The organism is Limnospira indica PCC 8005 (assembly GCF_000973065.1).
Lineage (GTDB): Bacteria > Cyanobacteriota > Cyanobacteriia > Cyanobacteriales > Microcoleaceae > Limnospira > Limnospira fusiformis.
This window is the reverse complement of record NZ_FO818640.1, coordinates 1,760,378-1,778,585: the sequence shown is the minus strand read 5'-3', so window position 1 is coordinate 1,778,585 and position 18,208 is coordinate 1,760,378. Positions and strand designations below refer to the sequence as shown.

The 18,208-nt window shown below is 40.6% G+C and carries 15 protein-coding genes; 12 read left to right on the top strand and 3 right to left on the bottom strand.

Going from position 1 to position 18,208, the window contains the following annotated elements; all coding sequences use genetic code 11:
• Window positions 1–89 precede the first annotated feature (89 nt).
• The 8 genes from XZ46_RS07850 (at window position 90) to XZ46_RS07815 (ending at window position 9,238) form a co-directional block, all read left to right on the top strand.
• Complete coding sequence (locus XZ46_RS07850; RefSeq protein WP_006620605.1) at window positions 90–1,364, top strand: O-antigen ligase family protein; 1,275 nt, start codon at window positions 90–92, stop codon at window positions 1,362–1,364.
• A gap of 47 nt (window positions 1,365–1,411) precedes the next feature.
• Window positions 1,412–2,302 carry a DUF6492 family protein gene (locus XZ46_RS07845; protein ID WP_006620606.1) on the top strand — a complete coding sequence of 297 codons (891 nt, stop codon included), beginning with the start codon at window positions 1,412–1,414 and terminating at the stop codon, window positions 2,300–2,302.
• A 69-nt stretch (window positions 2,303–2,371) separates the two neighbouring features.
• Window positions 2,372–3,460: a Gfo/Idh/MocA family protein gene (locus XZ46_RS07840; protein WP_006620607.1), complete on the top strand. Its 1,089-nt coding sequence runs from the start codon at window positions 2,372–2,374 to the stop codon at window positions 3,458–3,460.
• Entirely contained in the window at window positions 3,457–4,482 is a 1,026-nt protein-coding gene (locus tag XZ46_RS07835) for an NAD-dependent epimerase/dehydratase family protein (protein ID WP_006620608.1), read from the top strand. Before XZ46_RS07840 ends, XZ46_RS07835 begins: the two co-directional genes overlap by 4 nt.
• 55 nt (window positions 4,483–4,537) lie before the next feature.
• Window positions 4,538–5,824 (top strand): flippase, encoded by a 1,287-nt coding sequence (locus XZ46_RS07830; RefSeq protein ID WP_008049492.1) that lies wholly within the window; start codon window positions 4,538–4,540, stop codon window positions 5,822–5,824.
• A gap of 175 nt (window positions 5,825–5,999) precedes the next feature.
• Complete coding sequence (locus XZ46_RS07825) at window positions 6,000–6,833, top strand: glycosyltransferase family 25 protein (protein WP_228116509.1); 834 nt, start codon at window positions 6,000–6,002, stop codon at window positions 6,831–6,833.
• A 112-nt stretch (window positions 6,834–6,945) separates the two neighbouring features.
• Window positions 6,946–8,151 carry a glycosyltransferase family 4 protein gene (locus tag XZ46_RS07820; protein ID WP_048894998.1) on the top strand — a complete coding sequence of 402 codons (1,206 nt, stop codon included), beginning with the start codon at window positions 6,946–6,948 and terminating at the stop codon, window positions 8,149–8,151.
• A 160-nt stretch (window positions 8,152–8,311) separates the two neighbouring features.
• Window positions 8,312–9,238: a glycosyltransferase family 2 protein gene (locus tag XZ46_RS07815; RefSeq protein ID WP_006620612.1), complete on the top strand. Its 927-nt coding sequence runs from the start codon at window positions 8,312–8,314 to the stop codon at window positions 9,236–9,238.
• Between the two features lie 34 nt (window positions 9,239–9,272).
• Here XZ46_RS07815 and XZ46_RS07810 read toward each other — a convergent pair whose 3' ends face one another.
• Together XZ46_RS07810 and crtH are read right to left on the bottom strand one after the other, a co-directional pair.
• On the bottom strand, window positions 9,273–10,850 hold the full coding sequence (locus XZ46_RS07810; RefSeq protein WP_048895383.1) for an SDR family NAD(P)-dependent oxidoreductase: 1,578 nt from the start codon (window positions 10,848–10,850) through the stop codon (window positions 9,273–9,275).
• A gap of 88 nt (window positions 10,851–10,938) precedes the next feature.
• The gene (gene crtH / locus XZ46_RS07805) at window positions 10,939–12,480 is read right to left on the bottom strand and encodes a carotenoid isomerase (RefSeq protein WP_006620615.1); all 1,542 of its coding nucleotides are present in this window, start codon (window positions 12,478–12,480) and stop codon (window positions 10,939–10,941) included.
• A gap of 336 nt (window positions 12,481–12,816) precedes the next feature.
• Here crtH and upp point away from each other — a divergent pair, with 336 nt between their 5' ends.
• The 3 genes from upp to XZ46_RS07790 all read left to right on the top strand — a co-directional run bounded on the left by upp (window position 12,817) and on the right by XZ46_RS07790 (window position 14,290).
• Window positions 12,817–13,467: a uracil phosphoribosyltransferase gene (gene upp / locus XZ46_RS07800; RefSeq protein WP_035759746.1), complete on the top strand. Its 651-nt coding sequence runs from the start codon at window positions 12,817–12,819 to the stop codon at window positions 13,465–13,467.
• Window positions 13,468–13,496: 29 nt separating this feature from the next.
• Window positions 13,497–13,820 carry a ssl2009 family thylakoid membrane protein gene (locus XZ46_RS07795; RefSeq protein WP_006620618.1) on the top strand — a complete coding sequence of 108 codons (324 nt, stop codon included), beginning with the start codon at window positions 13,497–13,499 and terminating at the stop codon, window positions 13,818–13,820.
• Window positions 13,821–14,011: 191 nt separating this feature from the next.
• Window positions 14,012–14,290: a YggT family protein gene (locus XZ46_RS07790; RefSeq protein WP_006669458.1), complete on the top strand. Its 279-nt coding sequence runs from the start codon at window positions 14,012–14,014 to the stop codon at window positions 14,288–14,290.
• Window positions 14,291–14,404: 114 nt separating this feature from the next.
• Here the strand turns inward: XZ46_RS07790 and XZ46_RS07785 are convergent, their stop codons facing one another.
• The gene (locus XZ46_RS07785; protein ID WP_006620620.1) at window positions 14,405–14,809 is read right to left on the bottom strand and encodes a YidH family protein; all 405 of its coding nucleotides are present in this window, start codon (window positions 14,807–14,809) and stop codon (window positions 14,405–14,407) included.
• A gap of 456 nt (window positions 14,810–15,265) precedes the next feature.
• Between XZ46_RS07785 and XZ46_RS07780 the strand changes: the two genes are divergently transcribed.
• Window positions 15,266–18,184, top strand: a complete 2,919-nt coding sequence (locus XZ46_RS07780) for a calcium-translocating P-type ATPase, PMCA-type (RefSeq protein ID WP_008049480.1) — start codon at window positions 15,266–15,268, stop codon at window positions 18,182–18,184.
• Window positions 18,185–18,208 lie beyond the last annotated feature (24 nt).

Here is an 18,208-nt window from a genome sequence, read left to right as displayed (position 1 = left end):
ACATTTCTCTCTTGGTTTCACTGATAAAAATGCTATGATGCACAACAGGTTAACGGGTGTAGATTTAGACCAAAAACATCAATATTTTAATGGACAAATACTTAAAATATTTGGAATCTAGTTTTACGGTTTTTGCGATTATTCATTATAGCGCTAACTGGTTGCCTCTGATTTTATCTGGCGGCGCAAGCGAGGGTGATGGTACAGATATCAATTCCTTTGATTTTCGATTAAATGTGCTGGTGTTTCTGCTGACTTATTTGGTTTCGGTAGCTTTACTATTGCTACGGTGGAAAAAGTGCTTAATTTCTGTTAAAAGAGGTCCGGTTATCTGGGTGATGATTTTGATTGCGATCGCCTCCTATTTTTGGTCAGATTTTCCGGCTCGTACCCTCAGAAGTTGTATTGGCTTAATAGGGACTACACTGTTTGGTGTTTACTTAGGTAGTCGTTATACCATCAGAGAACAACTTAAACTTTTGGCTATTTCCTATGGAATTATTGCCGTCCTTAGCGTGGTTTTGGCGATCGCTTTACCTCGTTATGGCATCGAACAAGCCGTTCACTATGGGGCTTGGCGAGGCATATATAACCATAAAAATCTTTTAGGAAGAGCCATGACATTAGGTGGTATAGTATTAATATTATCACCCGGTCTTTTTGACCAGGCAAAGCGCTGGATGGCTTACATGGCGATCGCTATTGCTTGTTTGCTATTAGTCATGGCAAAATCATCAAGTTCCCTAATTAACTTTACAATTTTATTGACCAGTGTCATAGCCTATCGGGTGCTGCGATTTCGGTATATTTTACTGATTCCTTCATTTCTAGCCCTTGTCACTTTGGGCGCTACTATATTTTATATCTATACAGAGATGGCCGATGAATTATTAGGATTAATTGGCAAAGATCCAACCCTTACTGGTCGCACAGAACTGTGGGTGTGGGCTAGAGAGATGATTGACAAGCGCCCCTATTTAGGATATGGTTATACGGCATTTTGGCAGGGATTAGATAGTGCCTCAGCTTATATTATTAGAGCTGCAAGGTGGCCGGTTCCTTATTCCCATAATGGAATACTCGATATGTGGTTAGACATAGGCTTATTAGGCGTTGTTACTTACTTTTCGGGGTTTGGAATTAACTTGTTAAGGTCGGTTTTTATCGCAAGATTTAGTGTCGGAATAGAATATTTATGGCCCTTAATATTTCTGACTTATTTAGTCTTAACTAATGCAACTGAAGGAGGTATAATTTCTCAAAACAGTATATTTTGGGTATTATATACAGCCCTATCCATTTCAATTATGGAACCTATGGAAAAACCCAAACCATCTCATCCTGAATTTGATGGCTCAAGATGATCAAAACTACTCCCCAATTTGAATTAATTTAAATACCAATTAAAATTATGAACATCACGTCTCAACCCTCTGGATCAGAATACAGCTTTTGTTTGGTTACACCGAGTTATGCACCGGACTTTGAGAGATGCCAATTTTTGTGTTCTACAGTTGATAAGTTCATACCTTCGTCAACAAAGCATTATATTATTGTTGATCGAAAAGATTTATCAATATTTAAGTCACTCCCAAATAATCGCACAGAAATTTTAGTTGTTGAAGAGGTGATTCCTGGATGGATCAAAAGGATACCTTTTGTCAAAAATGGTTGGTTTAGCTTTAAAAGTCTTCCCATTCGTAACTGGCTGCTTCAGCAAATTATTAAGCTGTCAGCGGCACAATTTGTGTCTGAAGATATTTTGATGTTTGTGGATTCAGATGTTGCCTTTGTGCGTCCTTTAAATCCACAAGAACGATTTGTTAAAGATGGAAAAATTCGCTTTTATCGAGAGCCTAATTCAATTCCTCGCTCTTGGGAGTCTCATTATAGTTGGTATGAAACTGCTAGTAAATTACTGATTACCCCTATGGTTGATTTTCCGGCTCCTAATTATATTGGTGACTTGATTACCTGGAAAAAGGATAATGTTTTAAAATTATATGAACACCTAGAAAAAGTGTCTAGACGTTCTTGGGTGGAAACCATATCTAATACTTGGAATTTATCTGAGTATATCCTCTATGGAATGTTTTGTGATTATATTATAGACCATGAAGCCAATCATTATATTGATGAAACATACCCCGGTTTACGCTATTTTGGTACAGAAAATTTATCAGAACAACAAATCAAGGATTTTTTATCTGAAATTGAGCCTGATTATGTAACGGTTATGATTTCAGCCAAAGCTGGTATTCCGATTAAACGCTATCAAAAATTACTGGAAAACATGAATTAGTGTAACAATCAAGCCAACGTTTTTTGAGGCTTTTTATAGCACAATTTCAAGGCTTTCAACTATTTTTATATGATGAAACTAATTGTAATGGATAAAGACAATCAACAACCCAAGTTAAAAGCAGCCGTTATTGGTACCGGGTTGATTTCTAAAGAACATCTCAGTTTTTTGTCTAACTCGGAAAGGGCTCATTTGGTGGGAGTTTGTGATATTTCCCAGGCTGCTGCTAACTATGCCGTTCAAAGATTCGGTGCTGAAGCTGCTTATACAGATTATCATCAAATGCTGGAGCAAGCCAAGCCGGATGTTGTGCATATTTTGACACCGCCTCAAATCCATAAAAAAATGTCTATGGATTGTCTGAGTGCCGGGGCTCATGTGATTTGTGAAAAGCCAATCACTCCCACTTATGATGAGTTTAAAGAACTATGGGATTTTGCTCAAAAATGCGATCGCCATTTAATCGAAAATCAAAATTATCGCTTCAATCAGCCAATTCTAGCACTGCAAAAGCTAGTGGAAGATGGAACCCTAGGAACCATCGGCGAAGTAGAAGTCCGCATGGCATTAGATATCCGTAGTGGTGGACGATACGCAGACGAAAATCTACCCAGTCCAGTCCATAAACTTCCGGGGGGTGTGATTCATGACTTTATTACCCACTTGTGTTATCTTGCCTTATTATTTATGCCAACTTTTGATTACGTCAAAGCCGGATGGAATAATCATGGTGGTGGTAATTTATTTAAGTATGATGATTTAGATGCACTGATTTTTTCCGGTCATCAACATACTCGCATACGGTTTAGTGCTTACACTCAACCCGACTGTTTTTCCGTCACAGTTCGCGGTTCCTTGGGTTATGCAGAAGTTGATTTATTTCAACCATTTGTTCGCTGTGTAGTCCCTCGTGCTGTTGGTAAGCAGTTTTCTCCTTTGGCTAATCAGTTTGCTAATGGTTGGACTTTCATGAATGCCAGCTTTACTAACTTTCGTCGGAAACTCTTACAAAAGACTCCATATGAAGGTTTACATAGTTTATTAGAGCAGACTTATCAAGCCTTACAAGAAGATAAACCGCTACCAATTAGCTTTGAAGATATGGATAAAACCAGTCGTTTAGTTAACGCATTAATTGCGGAGGAGAATCATCTATGAAATTGTTTATCACTGGCGCATCTGGATTTTTAGGACAGTATATTGTGGCGGAAGCCTTGGGACGGGGACACCAAGTAAAAGCCGTACTTCGTCCCCAAACTGATGAGACTAAATTCTCTTGGTTTAATCATCCTAATTTGGCAATTGTCCGCCTAGATTTAAGGCAATCATCAGGCTTGGTAGAAAGTCTGCAATCTGTGGATGCTGTCATTCATTTAGCCGCCTCTAAGTCTGGGGATTTTTACACCCAATTTGCTGGCACAGTCATAGCCACCGAAAATATGTTAATTGCTATGAAAAAAACCGGGATTTCTAAGCTCATAGCCATTAGTAGCTTTTCAGTTTATGATTATGTCAAAATGCGATCGCATCAAATTTTAGACGAAGATTCTCCCATCGAAGCTGACCCCTTAAATCGTGACGAATACGCTCAAACCAAGCTAATTCAAGAACAACTTTATCGAGATTTTGAGCGATATGGTGGACAAGTTTCTATTATTCGTCCGGGGATGATTTACGGTCGAGATTATCTTTGGAATGCTTGCTTAGGCGCTGAAATAGGGGATAGTGCCTGGTTAAGAATAGGGGGTAATGCAATTATGCCTTTAACCTATGTAGAAAACTGTGCAGAAGCCATTGTTATTGCCGCCGAGACAGAAGCAGCCTGTGGACAAACCTTAAATATTGTCGATGACAATTTACCTACTCAAAATGTCTATGCCAAAAAACTCATAGAAACCATGGATAAAGTCCCGAAAATATATTTTATCAACTGGTTTTTTATGGGATTAATTGCCAATATGGCTTGGCTGTTTAACCGTCTATTTATTGAGAGTAAAGCTCGTTTACCAGGTATTTTAGTACCCGCCAAACTTCAGGCTCGTTTTAAGCCACTGCGGTATACTAATCAGAAGGCTAAACAGATTTTGAACTGGCAGCCTACCTATTCTCTAGATCAAGCCTTTCAACGTTCCTCTGGTACTGAAGATTTATTAGCAGTTTATGCACCAAAATCAAGTTAGTATAGAGTTCAAATAATTTGAGTAGCTGTTCCAGACATAAATCAGGTAAAAATGTATGTCATATTTTACTAATTTGCAAGAACGAATTAAGAAAATCACACAAAAGTCATTAGTCCAAAATACTTTATGGATGTTTTTGGGTAAAGTTATAAGTATTTTTATGCAAGCTACATACTTTATATTGATTGCTAGATATCTGGGTTCTGAAAATTTTGGTATGTTCATGGGAGTAACAGCACTAGCCTCGATCGCTGTTCCATTTGGAACATTAGGTAGTGCAGATATTTTAATCAGAAATGTTTCAAGAAATAAAATTTTATTTAAAAAATACTGGGGTGATGCTATTTTAACAACTTTTTTTTGTAGTTTAGTCGTCATTTGTTTATCATTTTTAATAGGCAAATCCATTTTGCCAAAATTTATTCCTAACGTCCTGATTGTATCTATACTTGTTTCTGATATTTTAGGATTGTCTATTTGGAATCTATGTTGTGGAGCTTTTTTGGGGGTTAATCGGCATAAAAACACTGCTCAATTACATATTTTTTATAACTTTTTCAAAGTTTTATCTGCTATAGCTTTGGTTATATTGTTTGATAAACCTAATGCTATAAATTGGTCTTTTTTATATGTTTTGGGGACGATGATAACGGCAGTTTTTTCGTTCTTTTTTGTTTGTTTAAATCTGGGTTTTCCTCAATTAGAATTATCCCAGATAAAGCACAATATTTTCCAAGGTATATACTTTTCTCTAGACAGATCTGCTGCTAATATAAATTCCAGTATTGATAGAACAATGTTAAGCAGTCTTTCAACTCTAAGTGTAACTGGTATCTATTCTGCTGCTTATCGATTGATAGAAGTTGGCTATATACCAATTTTAGTAATATTTAGTTCCACATACACCAGATTTTTTGAAGAAGGTGCTTTGGGTATTAGTAATGCTTTTAAATTTGCCAAACGTTTGATTCCGGTTATCTCCACATATGGTATTTTTTTTGTTATTGGTTGTATATTTTTTGCGCCATTTATACCTTATATTTTGGGAGAAAGCTATATAGATTCAGTGCCAGTATTATACTGGTTAGCTCCCATGCCACTAATTATTGGTATGCAATTAATTGCAGCAGATACTCTTACCGGCTCTGGATATCAAAAGTTACGGGGATTGGTTCAAATTATGGCAGCTTTAATTAATATTAGTTTAAATTATTTTTTAATTCCCATATTTTCATGGAGGGGTGCAGCTTGGGCTACCTTAACTACAGATTCTTTGATTCTCCTGTGCTACTGGGGTTTACTCTGGCGACTGAATTATAAAAATTTAAAAAATTCTAGTTAACTTATTGTTTGATAATAAGCTGGTGCGTATTGATAAGTATCATAATGTGGCAACAATGGTAGCGCTTGCAACTTAATTGATTAACTACCTTAGTTAGCTGTTATTGAGCAAAATTTGATTGACATTAACATGAAAATGATGTAGTATGTTGATGAAATTCAAAAGAGAACGAAATATGAACATATCAGATTTTTTTGACAAAATTTATGTGATCAACTTACCTGAAAGGGTTGATAGAAGACGTGAAATGGAGAAAGAAATCAAGAGTATAGGATTAAATTTTAATTCTGAAAAAGTCAAAATTTTTCCAGCCATCAAGCCCACCGAAAAATTAGCTTTTCCGAGCATTGGTGTGTTAGGATGTTACCTTAGTCATTTAGAAATTATTAAAATTGCTAAAACAGACAAACTTAGTCATATATTAGTCATGGAAGATGATCTAGCAATTTCTAGTAGATTTTGTTCTGTACAAACACAATTACTTGATGAACTTAGTCAAGTAAATTGGGATCTATTATTTCTAGGATATTTGGCTTATAATAAATTAAAGCTATCAGACTATTATAATTTTTACGACCCCGATATATCAACAACTTGGACTCACTTAAAAAAAGCTAATTATCCAACATTAGGTACACATTTTTATGCTGTTAATCATACAGCTTATGATTCTTTGATATTATTTTTAGAAGAACTGTTGAAAAAACGTTTTCAAACTTGTTTTTTTGAAAAAGATCCTAATTTTGATGACCTGGATGGAGCCTATATTGATACGGCATATTATCTATTCCGAAAGCAAAATCCTGAAATTGTATCTTTAATTGTATGTCCGTCTCTTGGGTGGCAACGGAGTAGCCCCAGTGATATTAGTCCTAGGATGATCAGCAGTTCTTTAGATAAAGTTGTATTGATCAAGCCATTGGTAAGTTTTCTAAGGTTAATCAAATTAAAATTAAAGAAGACTTTAGATTATCTAAAGCCCGAGTTATTTGATTGGTGGGATATTTAATTGGTGCGAAATAATGGTGACTCAGACTAAAAGTAAATTCATCGTTTATATTCAGTCAATTTTTTCCAATAAACTGTATTAGTTAACTACCACATATTTGGTATATCAAAAAATGACTTTAAAATCATCATCTATGCACTTAATTGCTTTAGAAAATGAACCCTCATCAACTCTTGGCGGTCAAGAGTTAAATCTACTGGAAATTTGTCAAAGCCTGGCTAATCGTGGACATCAGGTTAGTTTGGTTTACACCAAAGAAGGAGACCTCCTACAAACCTATGGCCAATTCTGCCAAGATTTAATTCCGGTCAAACGCTACCAAGCTAACCGCAAAAATCCCCTTGATATGGTCAAATTTGCTGTGGATTTTTTTAATGATATTTCTCCAATCAAAACAACTTTAGATTCCATTATTTTGTCTAATGAGTTTAGTTCTGTATTTTGGGGCTATGGCTTATCAACTATCAAAAAAATTCCTTTACTCTCTTATTTGCAACTACCAGGAAACTCTTTGAGATTCAAGTGGCGACCCGGATTGTCAGGGGTGGATAAATTTATAGCTGTTTCTCAAGCAACTAAAGACAGATGGGTTGATTTTTGTGGTATTGATCATCAGAAAATTGATGTGGTTTATAATGGTATTGACCCGCCAAAATTTAGTCCCCACTCCGTTGATAATCATCAGCAATTATCCCTCCGTCGTGATTTCAAGATCTTAGGAAACAGGCGAGTTTTTTCGTGTCTGGGGAGACTCAACCCTAATAAAGGAATAGAAGTCCTGATTAAAGCCTTTGCATTACTGGCCAATCATCAACCAGATATTTGTTTATTAATTGCTGGAAATGTTATTTTGGAACCTAAAAAAGATTCACCAGAAGCGCGTATTAACTATCTTAAATTTTTAAAAGATATGGTGGATGAACTAGGGATTAAAGAATTAGTCCAGTTTATGGGTCATGTTCCCAATACACCGGATCTTTATCGGGTTAGTGATGTTACGATTGTTCCTAGTATTTGGCCTGATCCTTGTCCAAGGGTGGTTTTAGAATCTTTATCAACTGGTACGCCTGTTGTCGGTAGTAGAGTGGGGGGAATACCTGAAATGATGACAGGTGAATTAAGCCGTTATCTGGTTGAACCTGGTTCTCCTGAACAATTAGCAGAAGTTCTTAACCAGGTTGCTAATTGGCGAGATGATGACCCGGAACTTGGCCAGCGTTGTCGTGATCATGTACTGGATAATTTTAGTCCTAAAGTTATGATTGATCAGATGGAGATGGTCTTATTGAGAACGATTAATCAATACTATCAACATTAATGATTTTGATTTTTGTTTGATGGTTAAAATTATCAATAAAAAACCAAGAATCAATCATTAATTAAATAAGATTTCATCTCATTTAATTGATTCCCTCCCAATTTAATGTTAAACTTTGATGGTTCAAGTAATTAGACTCGAGTTTTAATGAGGTAAAAATATGTTTATATCAATTTGCGTAGCCACCTATAAGCGATCGGATGATTTAAAGAGATTGCTAAACAGTTTAGAAAAGCTCACTTTTCATCAAATTAATGAACCCGAAATAGAGATTGTCATTGTTGATAATGATGCTTCGGGTTCTGCCCAAATTATTATTGATGAAGTCGCTCCTAGTTTTAAGTACCCTTTACGCTATGATATCGAAACTCAAACGGGAGTTTCTTATGCTCGTAACCGAACGATTATCAACTCATCTGATCTGGCAGATTTTATTGCTATTATTGATGATGATGAGATGGCTGATGAAAACTGGTTAGAAAATCTTTTAATTGTTCAGGAAAAATATGAAGCAGATGTGGTAACAGGACCAGTTATCCCTTACTTTGAGAATAGTGTTGACGTACCTGATTGGATTGAAAAAGGTCAATTTTTAGAGCCGAGGCGCTATCCAACTGGATCGGTTATGGATGTTGCTTATACAGGTAATGTTTTGGTTCGCAGCCAACTTGTAAAGCAACTAGAAACAGTTTTTGATGAACGTTTGGCCATGCAAGGTTCAGAGGACACACATTTATTTATGCGACTTTATAAGCAAGGGGCAAAAATAGTGTGGGCTGATGAAGCCATTGTGCGTGAGCGGATTCCTGAATCTCGAATGAGTTTGATGTGGTTGTTAGAGCGAAGTTACTGGGGATGGAGCTCGAGAAGCTTATTTGAAAGAGAGTTGTATCCTTCTCTTTATCTTCAAGGTATCCGTTTTCTCAAAGGATGTGTTTTAATTATGATTGGCTTAGTATCTATTCCGATCGCTTTGTTACAGGGTCAATATGCCGTGAACAGGGCTTTACTGTCCATCTGGCGTGGGGCTGGAACTATCTCTGGCTTGCTCGGAATTATGGGAAGTGGGTGGAAAAAAGCCAATTAATATAGGATTCGTAACCAGACCCAGAGCGATCGCCTTAATTAGACAAAGATAGTGGCTGATGATAAATTGGGCTATATCCCGGCAAAATTTTGACAGTATCTTGGGCAACTCTTAAAGTCAAAGACAGACGCACCTTCCCACTGCTATTGTAAACCGAACGATGGATAACTTGGTCAGTAAATAAAACAAATTCTCCCGCCTGCAAAACCACCGGAATCACTTGGTTTTTCACGGAATTAGGAACCTTGTAGAAATGATTACCGCTGAAAGGGTCAGTAATTTGCCGGGGACAATTTTCTGCCTCAGTTTTGGGGATATATTCAAAGCCATTTCTGGCGGTCACTTCTGTTAAAGCAATATAGATATTAATAGTTTTGCCTTCCCCAGACAATAATTTTGGGTAAATATCTCTATGCCAAAATGGGATTAATTGACGGGAGGGATAATTAACCCATAATTCCGAACGCCATAGCCGCAGATTATCCCCTAAATGTTTTCTGATAATCGCCAACAAGTTTTCATCTTTACACAACTGCAATAATTGCGGGGAATCTAAATGTCTTTCCATGTAAAACTGTCGTTTATAACATTGCACGAACAGCAACATAATTGAGCCAAATTGTAGTTTAAATAAGGCAGTTAGTGCCGATATCAATAAAACTTTAATCGGTGGCTTAGGTAAGACTTCCTTAAAAATATGTTGGCGAATTGTAGCGATTTCCTCCGGGGTTAAATTTAAGCTATAGGGTCCCCAAACTTCATCAGTACCATCATAATTAATTATCTGGGTTCCCACAGGTTTATTACCACCAGTCCAGTCTAAACTTTGTTCCCACAATTGTTGACATAACTGATTATTTAAAGCCAAGGGAGGCAAAGGAATTTCCTTCCCTTTAGGGTCAAAAAACTTACCTGTGATTAATTCACAGTCGGGAGAAGTAGCACAGAATAAGCTACTATAACAGCCTTTTTTGGGGCTAATTCCGATACCAAAAAACTTACTCAAACGATGACCGATGGTAATATTAGATTGGACAAAACCGGGATGCACAGCATTAACAGTGACATGGCTTGATTGTTGATAAAGTTGTCTGGTTAACAGTAATAAACATAGTTTAGATTGATTATATAATTCGATAAAGTTGAAGGGGGTAGATTTTACAAATAGATCCCATTTAATTGTCGTGGGTTTTAAGGCGAGATCTGAAGATACCATAACCACTCGACTAGGGGCAGATTCTTGTAATTTATCCCAGAGTAAGTAAGTCAGCAAAAAATGTCCCAAATAGTTAGTTCCCCAAATCAACTCAAATCCTTCTGGGGTGACACCGTGACCGTTGAATATTCCGGCGTTATTGATTAAAATATTTAGGGGTAAGTTTTTGGCTAAAAACAGTTCAACACATTGACGAACTGACTCCAGAGAAGCCAGATTTAAGGGCAAATATTCGATGTTAGGGTTGCCAGTTTTTTGAGAGATATAAGCAATGGCTTTGGTGGCTTTGCTGTGGGAACGACAAGCAATAAAGACATGATAGCCTAATTTAGCCAAACCCACGGATGTCATTAACCCGACACCGGAGTTGCCACCCGTAACAATACAGACTTGCATAAATTTGGAATTTTTAGTAATATCAGCAGGTGAAAATAGGGGAGGGGAGCGATTTCCTCCCACTAAATTATCGAATTAAATTGGGGTTTTAGCCTAACTTTAAATCTACGGCAATGCGGTGGGCACAGGCGAACCCAGAAAAGGCGACAGCATTTAATCCCTGACCAGGAAAGGTGCTATCTCCGACACAATACAGACCGGGAATAGCAGTGCGGTTAAAAGGCATTCCTAGGAGTCCCCGCAGTTGGCGGCTAGGAATAGGTCCATAGGTTCCGTCATCCCGGTTAAGAAAACGACGGTGCGATCGCGCTGTTCCCACTTCCATATAATCCAAACCCGCATCTAAACCGGGAAAAATCTTTTCGAGACGGTCTACAATTCCCCAGGCTGCCTCCTCTTTTTTTTGTTCATATTCTGTGGGTGGTAAATCTTCCCAATTATCAATCCAACTCGGGGTAAAAGCATGGATGATATGATAGCCTTGCGGGGCCAAATCCTGGTCAAGGAGGGTCGGAATCGAGACAAAAATCGTCCCTTCTGGCTCCTCCATTTTTTGCCAATCTTGAACTATGATGTGGTGACAGTCGGTTTCTGGTGTTAAAACCGAGGCTTCTACCCCCAAATGTAAGCTGAGAAAACTCGGCGATTTCTGATAGCGTTTGCGCCATTTTCGCTCAGAAGGCGGCATCATTGTTTCAGGGATTAGTTTCCCAAAGGTATCCCAGCGGGTAGCATTGGAAACTATACGGCGAGCGCGGTAAACTGTACCGTTAGTGAGTTCGACCCCCACAGCTTGCCCATTTTCAATTAAAATCTGTTTCACCCTGGCTTTGTATTTAATCGTTCCTCCGGCTTTCTGTAAGCCTTCAGCCAGTTTTTGGGCGATTTGACCTACTCCCCCCTTGGGGTAGTTGATCCCACCGTAGTGGCGGTCAGAAAAGACCATCCCAGCGTTAATCATGGGAGTTAAGTCAGCGGGAACCACAGACCAGCAGTAACACTCAATATCAATAAATTTGAGTAATTCCGGGTTGCTGATGTGTCGTTTAGCGACTTCGCCCACATTTTTGGGTAGGTATTGGACCAGTCCCAGACAAGCGCCTGGGTTTTGGAAGAAAACCCGCATCAGATAACGGGGTTCCTCCAGGGACAGGAGTTCCATGGCGTTCAAGCAGTTAAACACCTGCCAACATTCGTCATAAAACTTACGAATTCCGTCTCGTTCGTCGGGGAACTTTTCCCCTAGTTCTTGCAAAAATTTCTCATAATCTCGGTGAACCCTAACTTGGAGTTCCCCAGGTAGGTGGTAGTGAATTTGAACTGGGTCGGGGATAGTTTCTAATTTGACGTTAACAGCTTCTAGAGCCCGGGTGAGCAGGTTAGTTGTGCCTTGGTCACCAAATCCAAAAATCATTGATGCTCCGACATCAAATCGATATCCCTCTCGCTCAAAGTAACCAGAACTACCACCGGGGATGATGTAACTTTCTAGGACAAGTACATTCGCGCCTTTGGCTGCCAGTTGGGTGGCAGTGACTAAGCCTCCAATACCGGAACCGATGACAATTACATCAAAGTTTTGAGTCGGTCGGGGTTCATCAGCAAAGGACTGGTGGGTAATAACAGGCATCGGATCAACTCTCTTCCAGAATTTCCTGACTCTACAGTGTAACGCCTCACCATGCTTGTATAACGTTCACAAGCGACATTTCTGGGGGCAAAATCATGATAATGCCTCTCCCACAGCCATTTTCACAAGAAATGCGGGAACGGTTTTTTCATCAACCGCCCCCGTCTGCCGATCCTTTGATTTGAGAGGAGAACACTGAGAATCTACTTTAGACTTGTTAAAAATAATTGTCAATAAGTTTGTAACATTTCTTAAAACTATGCGGGGGTAGTCTGACTGGGTAGCTGGGGGAGTATGATGGAAGGGAAAAGCCGAATTTGGTTGACTATCCCCCTAATGACTCTGCAACTGCGCGTTTACGTCCCCCCCCATCCCCTAATTAAGCATTGGTTGGCGATCGCCCGTGATGTCTCAACTCCGCCGGCCCTATTCCGCAGCGCTATGACGGAACTGGGACGGTGGCTAACCTACGAAGCGACTCGCGATTGGTTCACCACGGTGGAAACTACGGTACAAACTCCCCTGTGTGAATGTCCAGCTACTTATATCAACCCAGAAGCGCCGATGGTGGTTATACCCATTCTGCGGGCGGGATTAGCCCTTATGGAAGGTATCCAAAGCGTGGTGCCGTTAACGTCGGTGTATCACCTGGGAATGGTCCGCGATGAGGAAACCCTACAGGTGAGTTGCTATCTCAATAAACTTCCTGATAGCTTTGACCCTCAAACCCGGTTAATCGTTAGTGAACCGATGCTGGCTACTGGGGGAACCATTATGGCGACTATGGCTGAACTGACCAAGCGCGGTATTGATCCGGGGTTGATGCGAATTATCTCCGTGATAGCCGCCCCCCAAGCCTTACAGTCCCTTAGCCAAGAGTATCCTAGTCTACAAGTTTATACGGCTATTATTGATCAGGGTCTCGATGAGCGAGGTTTTATTGTTCCGGGGTTGGGAGATGCGGGCGATCGCACTTTTGGAACTTGAATTTTTGATGATGAGGTGAATCTAAAACTATGGCTAATCGAGAAGGCTTTACCAGCGGACTGATATTAGGGGCTACTTTAGGGGGTATCGTGGGTGGTGTGTTGGGGGTTGTCCTCTCCTCGCGACTATCTGCGGATAACTCCGAAAGCTCTAATTCCCTAGGAGACAATAAGCGCAACCGCAATAAAGGCGATCGCCTAACCCCCGAAAATGTGGAAACAGCGCGTTTGAACCTAGAAGACAAAATTTCTCAACTCAATCAGGCGATCGATGATGTACGCCATCAACTTGGGGGAGTGAATGGGACTATCTCTGCTGAGGTTCACGACTCACCCTCAGCCGAAGATATCTAGCATCAACTAGCGCCCAAAGTATGATATAATTAGCTGCTAGAGTTTACTCTTTCATAAACCCCAGTTAAAAGTCAATCATACTAAATCACTCTCAGGGAAACCGTCGAACCCGCCCAGACTTTAGGTAGTTGACTATTCCCAGACCCTTGAGGTCTCACCATAAGCCATTTCCCAGTTATCGGAGATATTGCATGAGTTCACCATTGTTTCTACTTGCTAATACAGTTGCACAATTCCTGAACATTTACATGGTTCTAATTTTTATTAGAATCCTGCTGAGTTGGTTCCCCAATGTGAATTTATACGATGGTCCTTTATCGGTTATTAGCCAACTAACTGACCCTTATCTTAATATTTTCCGTTCATTTATTCCCCCCTTGGGTGGCATTGACTTGTCCCCCATTATTGCCATTTTCCTGCTTCAGTTTGTGGCTCAAATTGTGCCGCGTTTACTGTACAGCCTAGCCTAAAGTTCCACACATCTGTAATCTGCCGGCATTTGTAGTGTTGTGGTTAACCAACTAACTACAAATGCACAGGCTTCGCCCTTAGTTATATCAGCACAAATTCAGGGTAAAGAGTGGTTATGAACCCAGCATAATTCCCAAGAATGCCACCACCCCTAAAATCGCCAAAATCACAGCCACAGTCAGCGCTTGAGATATTCTAGGAGTGTATAAATAATCATCTCTACAGATGCGTTTTAGTTCTTGGCGATGGTCAATCGAAGCCGCTATTAGTGCTAGAGTTCCCAAGGCGATAAACGAAAGACCGAGGAAGCGAGACAGACGCAGAGGGTTGACGTAATTATCCCCCGTTTCTTCGTAGATAACCGTCACAATTTGGTCAATACCAAAGCCAAAGCCTATCAGTGATAAACAGGTACGAATCCACGCCATTAAAGTCCGTTCCGAAGCGGCGCGGTTGCGTTCTTTCGCCAACTCATTATTCAGATTTTTAGGCGGCGGGTTAGGGTCAAGTGAGGTCATACTTCCGAGAAAATCAAAGTAGATAATATACCATACATGATGGGAACCCCCAACGGCATTGTTGAGGAGATATTTACACAGTAATATGCTTTATTTTGAATACATTTAATGATAGGGAGGCGGCTAGTTGCGAAGTCTCACTAATTTATGTTAAAATGAGTGGATTTTGTCGCGGTGGGTCAGGCTGGTTGAGACTAAAAATCCGGGAAAATGGTTCCCCAATCTGAGGGGAAAGTGGTATAGTTAAAATTGAAGCCGGAGTCAATATATGTAATCAGTTAAGTATTTTAGCTGATGAAGTTCACAGACGATCGCAATTTAATCGAGTTCTCATTTGTGCAAATGGGAATACATAAGCCGATATTTGACTAGGCTGATGCCAATATAAGACGGTGATTTTTAAGATAACACAATCTGATTTTTCTCAGTATAGATGCTAATATAGGAGCCTCGCCGATGACCACGATCCATGACCAGCGCCAAGAAATCCATCACTTAAAAGGATTAACTCCCCCAGAGGTAGAGACAAGTCGCCAAACTAACGGTAGTAATGTCATGACTCCCCCACCAAGGGAAGCAGCTTGGCGGCAATTTTTGGGAAAGTTTGATGATCCGGTGATTCGGATTTTGATTATGGCGGCGGCGATCGCCATTAGTTTAGGAATAGTTAATGGCAATTATGTAGAAGGAATTGGTATTATTGTAGCGATCGCCTTAGCCACTACCCTAGCTTTCTTAAACGAGTATAAAGCCAATCAAGAATTTGATATTCTCAACCGGATGAATGATGAAGTCCCCATCAAAGTAATCCGAGATCATAGTTTTACCACCATTCCCAAAAAAGATATAGTAGTCGGTGATATTGTGATCATCGAATTGGGGGACGAAATCCCCGCCGATGGTCAATTAGTCGAAGCCGTTTCGCTGCGGGTAAATGAAGCCAGCTTAACCGGAGAATCAGAAGCCGTCAAAAAGTTAGGCAAATCGCAATTAGAAGCCAGTGGCGAACTTCCCGATAGCGCCTATCCTCCCGATCGCTTATTACGAGGAACAGTAGTTACAGACGGTCATGGCACCTTTGAAGTCACCGCTGTTGGCGATAGTACAGAAATCGGTCAAACCGCGCAATTAGTGTGCGAAATCACCAATATAGACACCCCCCTAAAACAGCAATTAGACCGCCTCAGTCGCTTAATTGGAGTCCTAGGGTTAGCCATTGCCGTTTTAATTGATATAGCCTTAGTGGTGCGCGGTATCCTCACCGGAAACCTTAACCTAAGCCTAGGACAGTGGTATATAGTCGCCCTAGCTGTTACCAGTTTAATCATTACCCTAGTTAGGGTATGGTTACCCATTGTTTATGATGGTTTAGAAATCTCAGGTTATGAGGCGACTGTGCCAGAATGGTTAGAAGATGATCACGCCATTGGCTGGGTGAAATCAACCTTAATAGGTTTGTTAGTTTTTGGGGTGGGAATTGCGATCGGTTATGGAGGCAATTTTATTCCCGATAATGTTAGTGATTGGATTCCCGCATCAGCCGCCACTGAGTTTGTCACCTACTTTATGATTGCGGTGGCGGTGATTGTGGTCGCTGTCCCGGAAGGTCTGGCGCTAAGTGTCACCCTCAGCCTCGCCTATAGCATGAGGAAAATGACCAAACAAAATAACCTCGTGCGAAGGATGCACGCCTGCGAAACCATTGGCGCGGCTACGGTTATTTGTTCTGATAAAACCGGAACTTTAACCATGAATAAAATGCAGGTACAAGAGATAAATTTCCCCAGTTTCAGCCACGATATTCCCAGTGATTTATTAACCGAAGCCATAGCCGCCAACAGTACCGCCAACTTAGAACAACATGAGAACCAAAAATCTAAGGCGATCGGGAATCCCACCGAGGCGGCGCTGTTGTTATGGTTAGAACAAAATCAGATTGATTATCTCTCCGAACGCAATAGGTTTGAGGTTAAACAACAACTAGCTTTTACCCCCGATCTGAAATATATGGTGACCCTGGGAATATCAGCTATCAATAATCAGGAGATAATGCACATCAAAGGCGCTCCCGATATTGTCCTAGGTCATTGTTCCTCCTATTTGTCGGAAAAGGGCGTAATTACCCTCACCCCAGAATCCAGAAGATTGATTTCTCAGGAGTTAAAAAACTGCGATGCGGGAGGAATGCGAACCCTGGGATTTGCTTATATCCCTCAACCGCAACTCGAAGGGGATGATTTGAATGTAGACGATCGCCAAGATGTAGTATGGTTAGGATTTGTGGCGATCGCCGATCCGGTACGTCCAGAAGTTACCGAAGCCGTCCGCCAATGTCGCCAAGCCGGAATTGATATTAAAATGATTACCGGCGATAGTCTGCTAACCGCCGCCCAAATTGGTAGTCAAATTGGGATTATCGATGAAAACGACACCAGCGAGGCTTATATTACCGGAAGCCAACTCCGAGACATGGATGATGAACTCGCCAGCAAAACCCTCAAAAAAGTGCGGGTAATAGGTCGCGCTCGTCCTCAAGATAAACAGCGCATCGTCCAGCTATTACAGGCTCAAGGAGAGGTGGTAGCCGTTACCGGAGACGGAACCAATGATGCGGCGGCTCTCAATCAAGCCCAAGTCGGTTTAGCCATGGGTAGCGGCACTTTTGTGGCCAAAGAAGCCAGCGATATTATCCTGTTAGATGACTCTTTTCGGAGTGTCAAACAGGCAGTTTTATGGGGGCGATCGCTCTATCAAAACATCCAAAAATTCATCTTGTTTCAACTCACAATTAATGTGGTCGCCTGCATTATTGCCCTGTTAGGACCTTTTATCGGCATTAACCTACCCTTTACCGTAATTCAGCTTTTGTGGGTAAACCTAATTATGGATACCTTCGCCGCCCTCGCCTTAGCCACAGAACCCCCCAGCGAAAGGGTGATGGAAGTACCACCCAGAAACCCGGAAGACTTTATTATCTCCCCAGCCATGTCGTCGTCAATCTTTACTGTGGGGGCAGCTTTTTTAGTGATTCTGGTCGGGTTTCTACTGTATATCCAATCTGATCATCAGGTAACAGCCTATGAACTCTCACTATTTTTCACCAGTTTTGTGATGCTGCAATTCTGGAATTTATTTAATGCCAAATGCTTCGGTTCCAAGGATTCGGTCTTATCCCAACTCTGGCAAAATCCTAGTTTTTTGGCGATCGCCGGAGTCATTTTCATCGGACAAATTCTGATTGTTCAATTTGGCGGCAGCATTTTCCGAACTGTTCCCCTGTGTCTGACAGACTGGTTATGGATTATAGGCGGAACCTCCCTCGTCCTGTGGATTGGTGAATCAAATCGGGCGATCGTCCGCTGGAGAAAAGGTTAATCAACTCTGAGAAACCGGGTATCT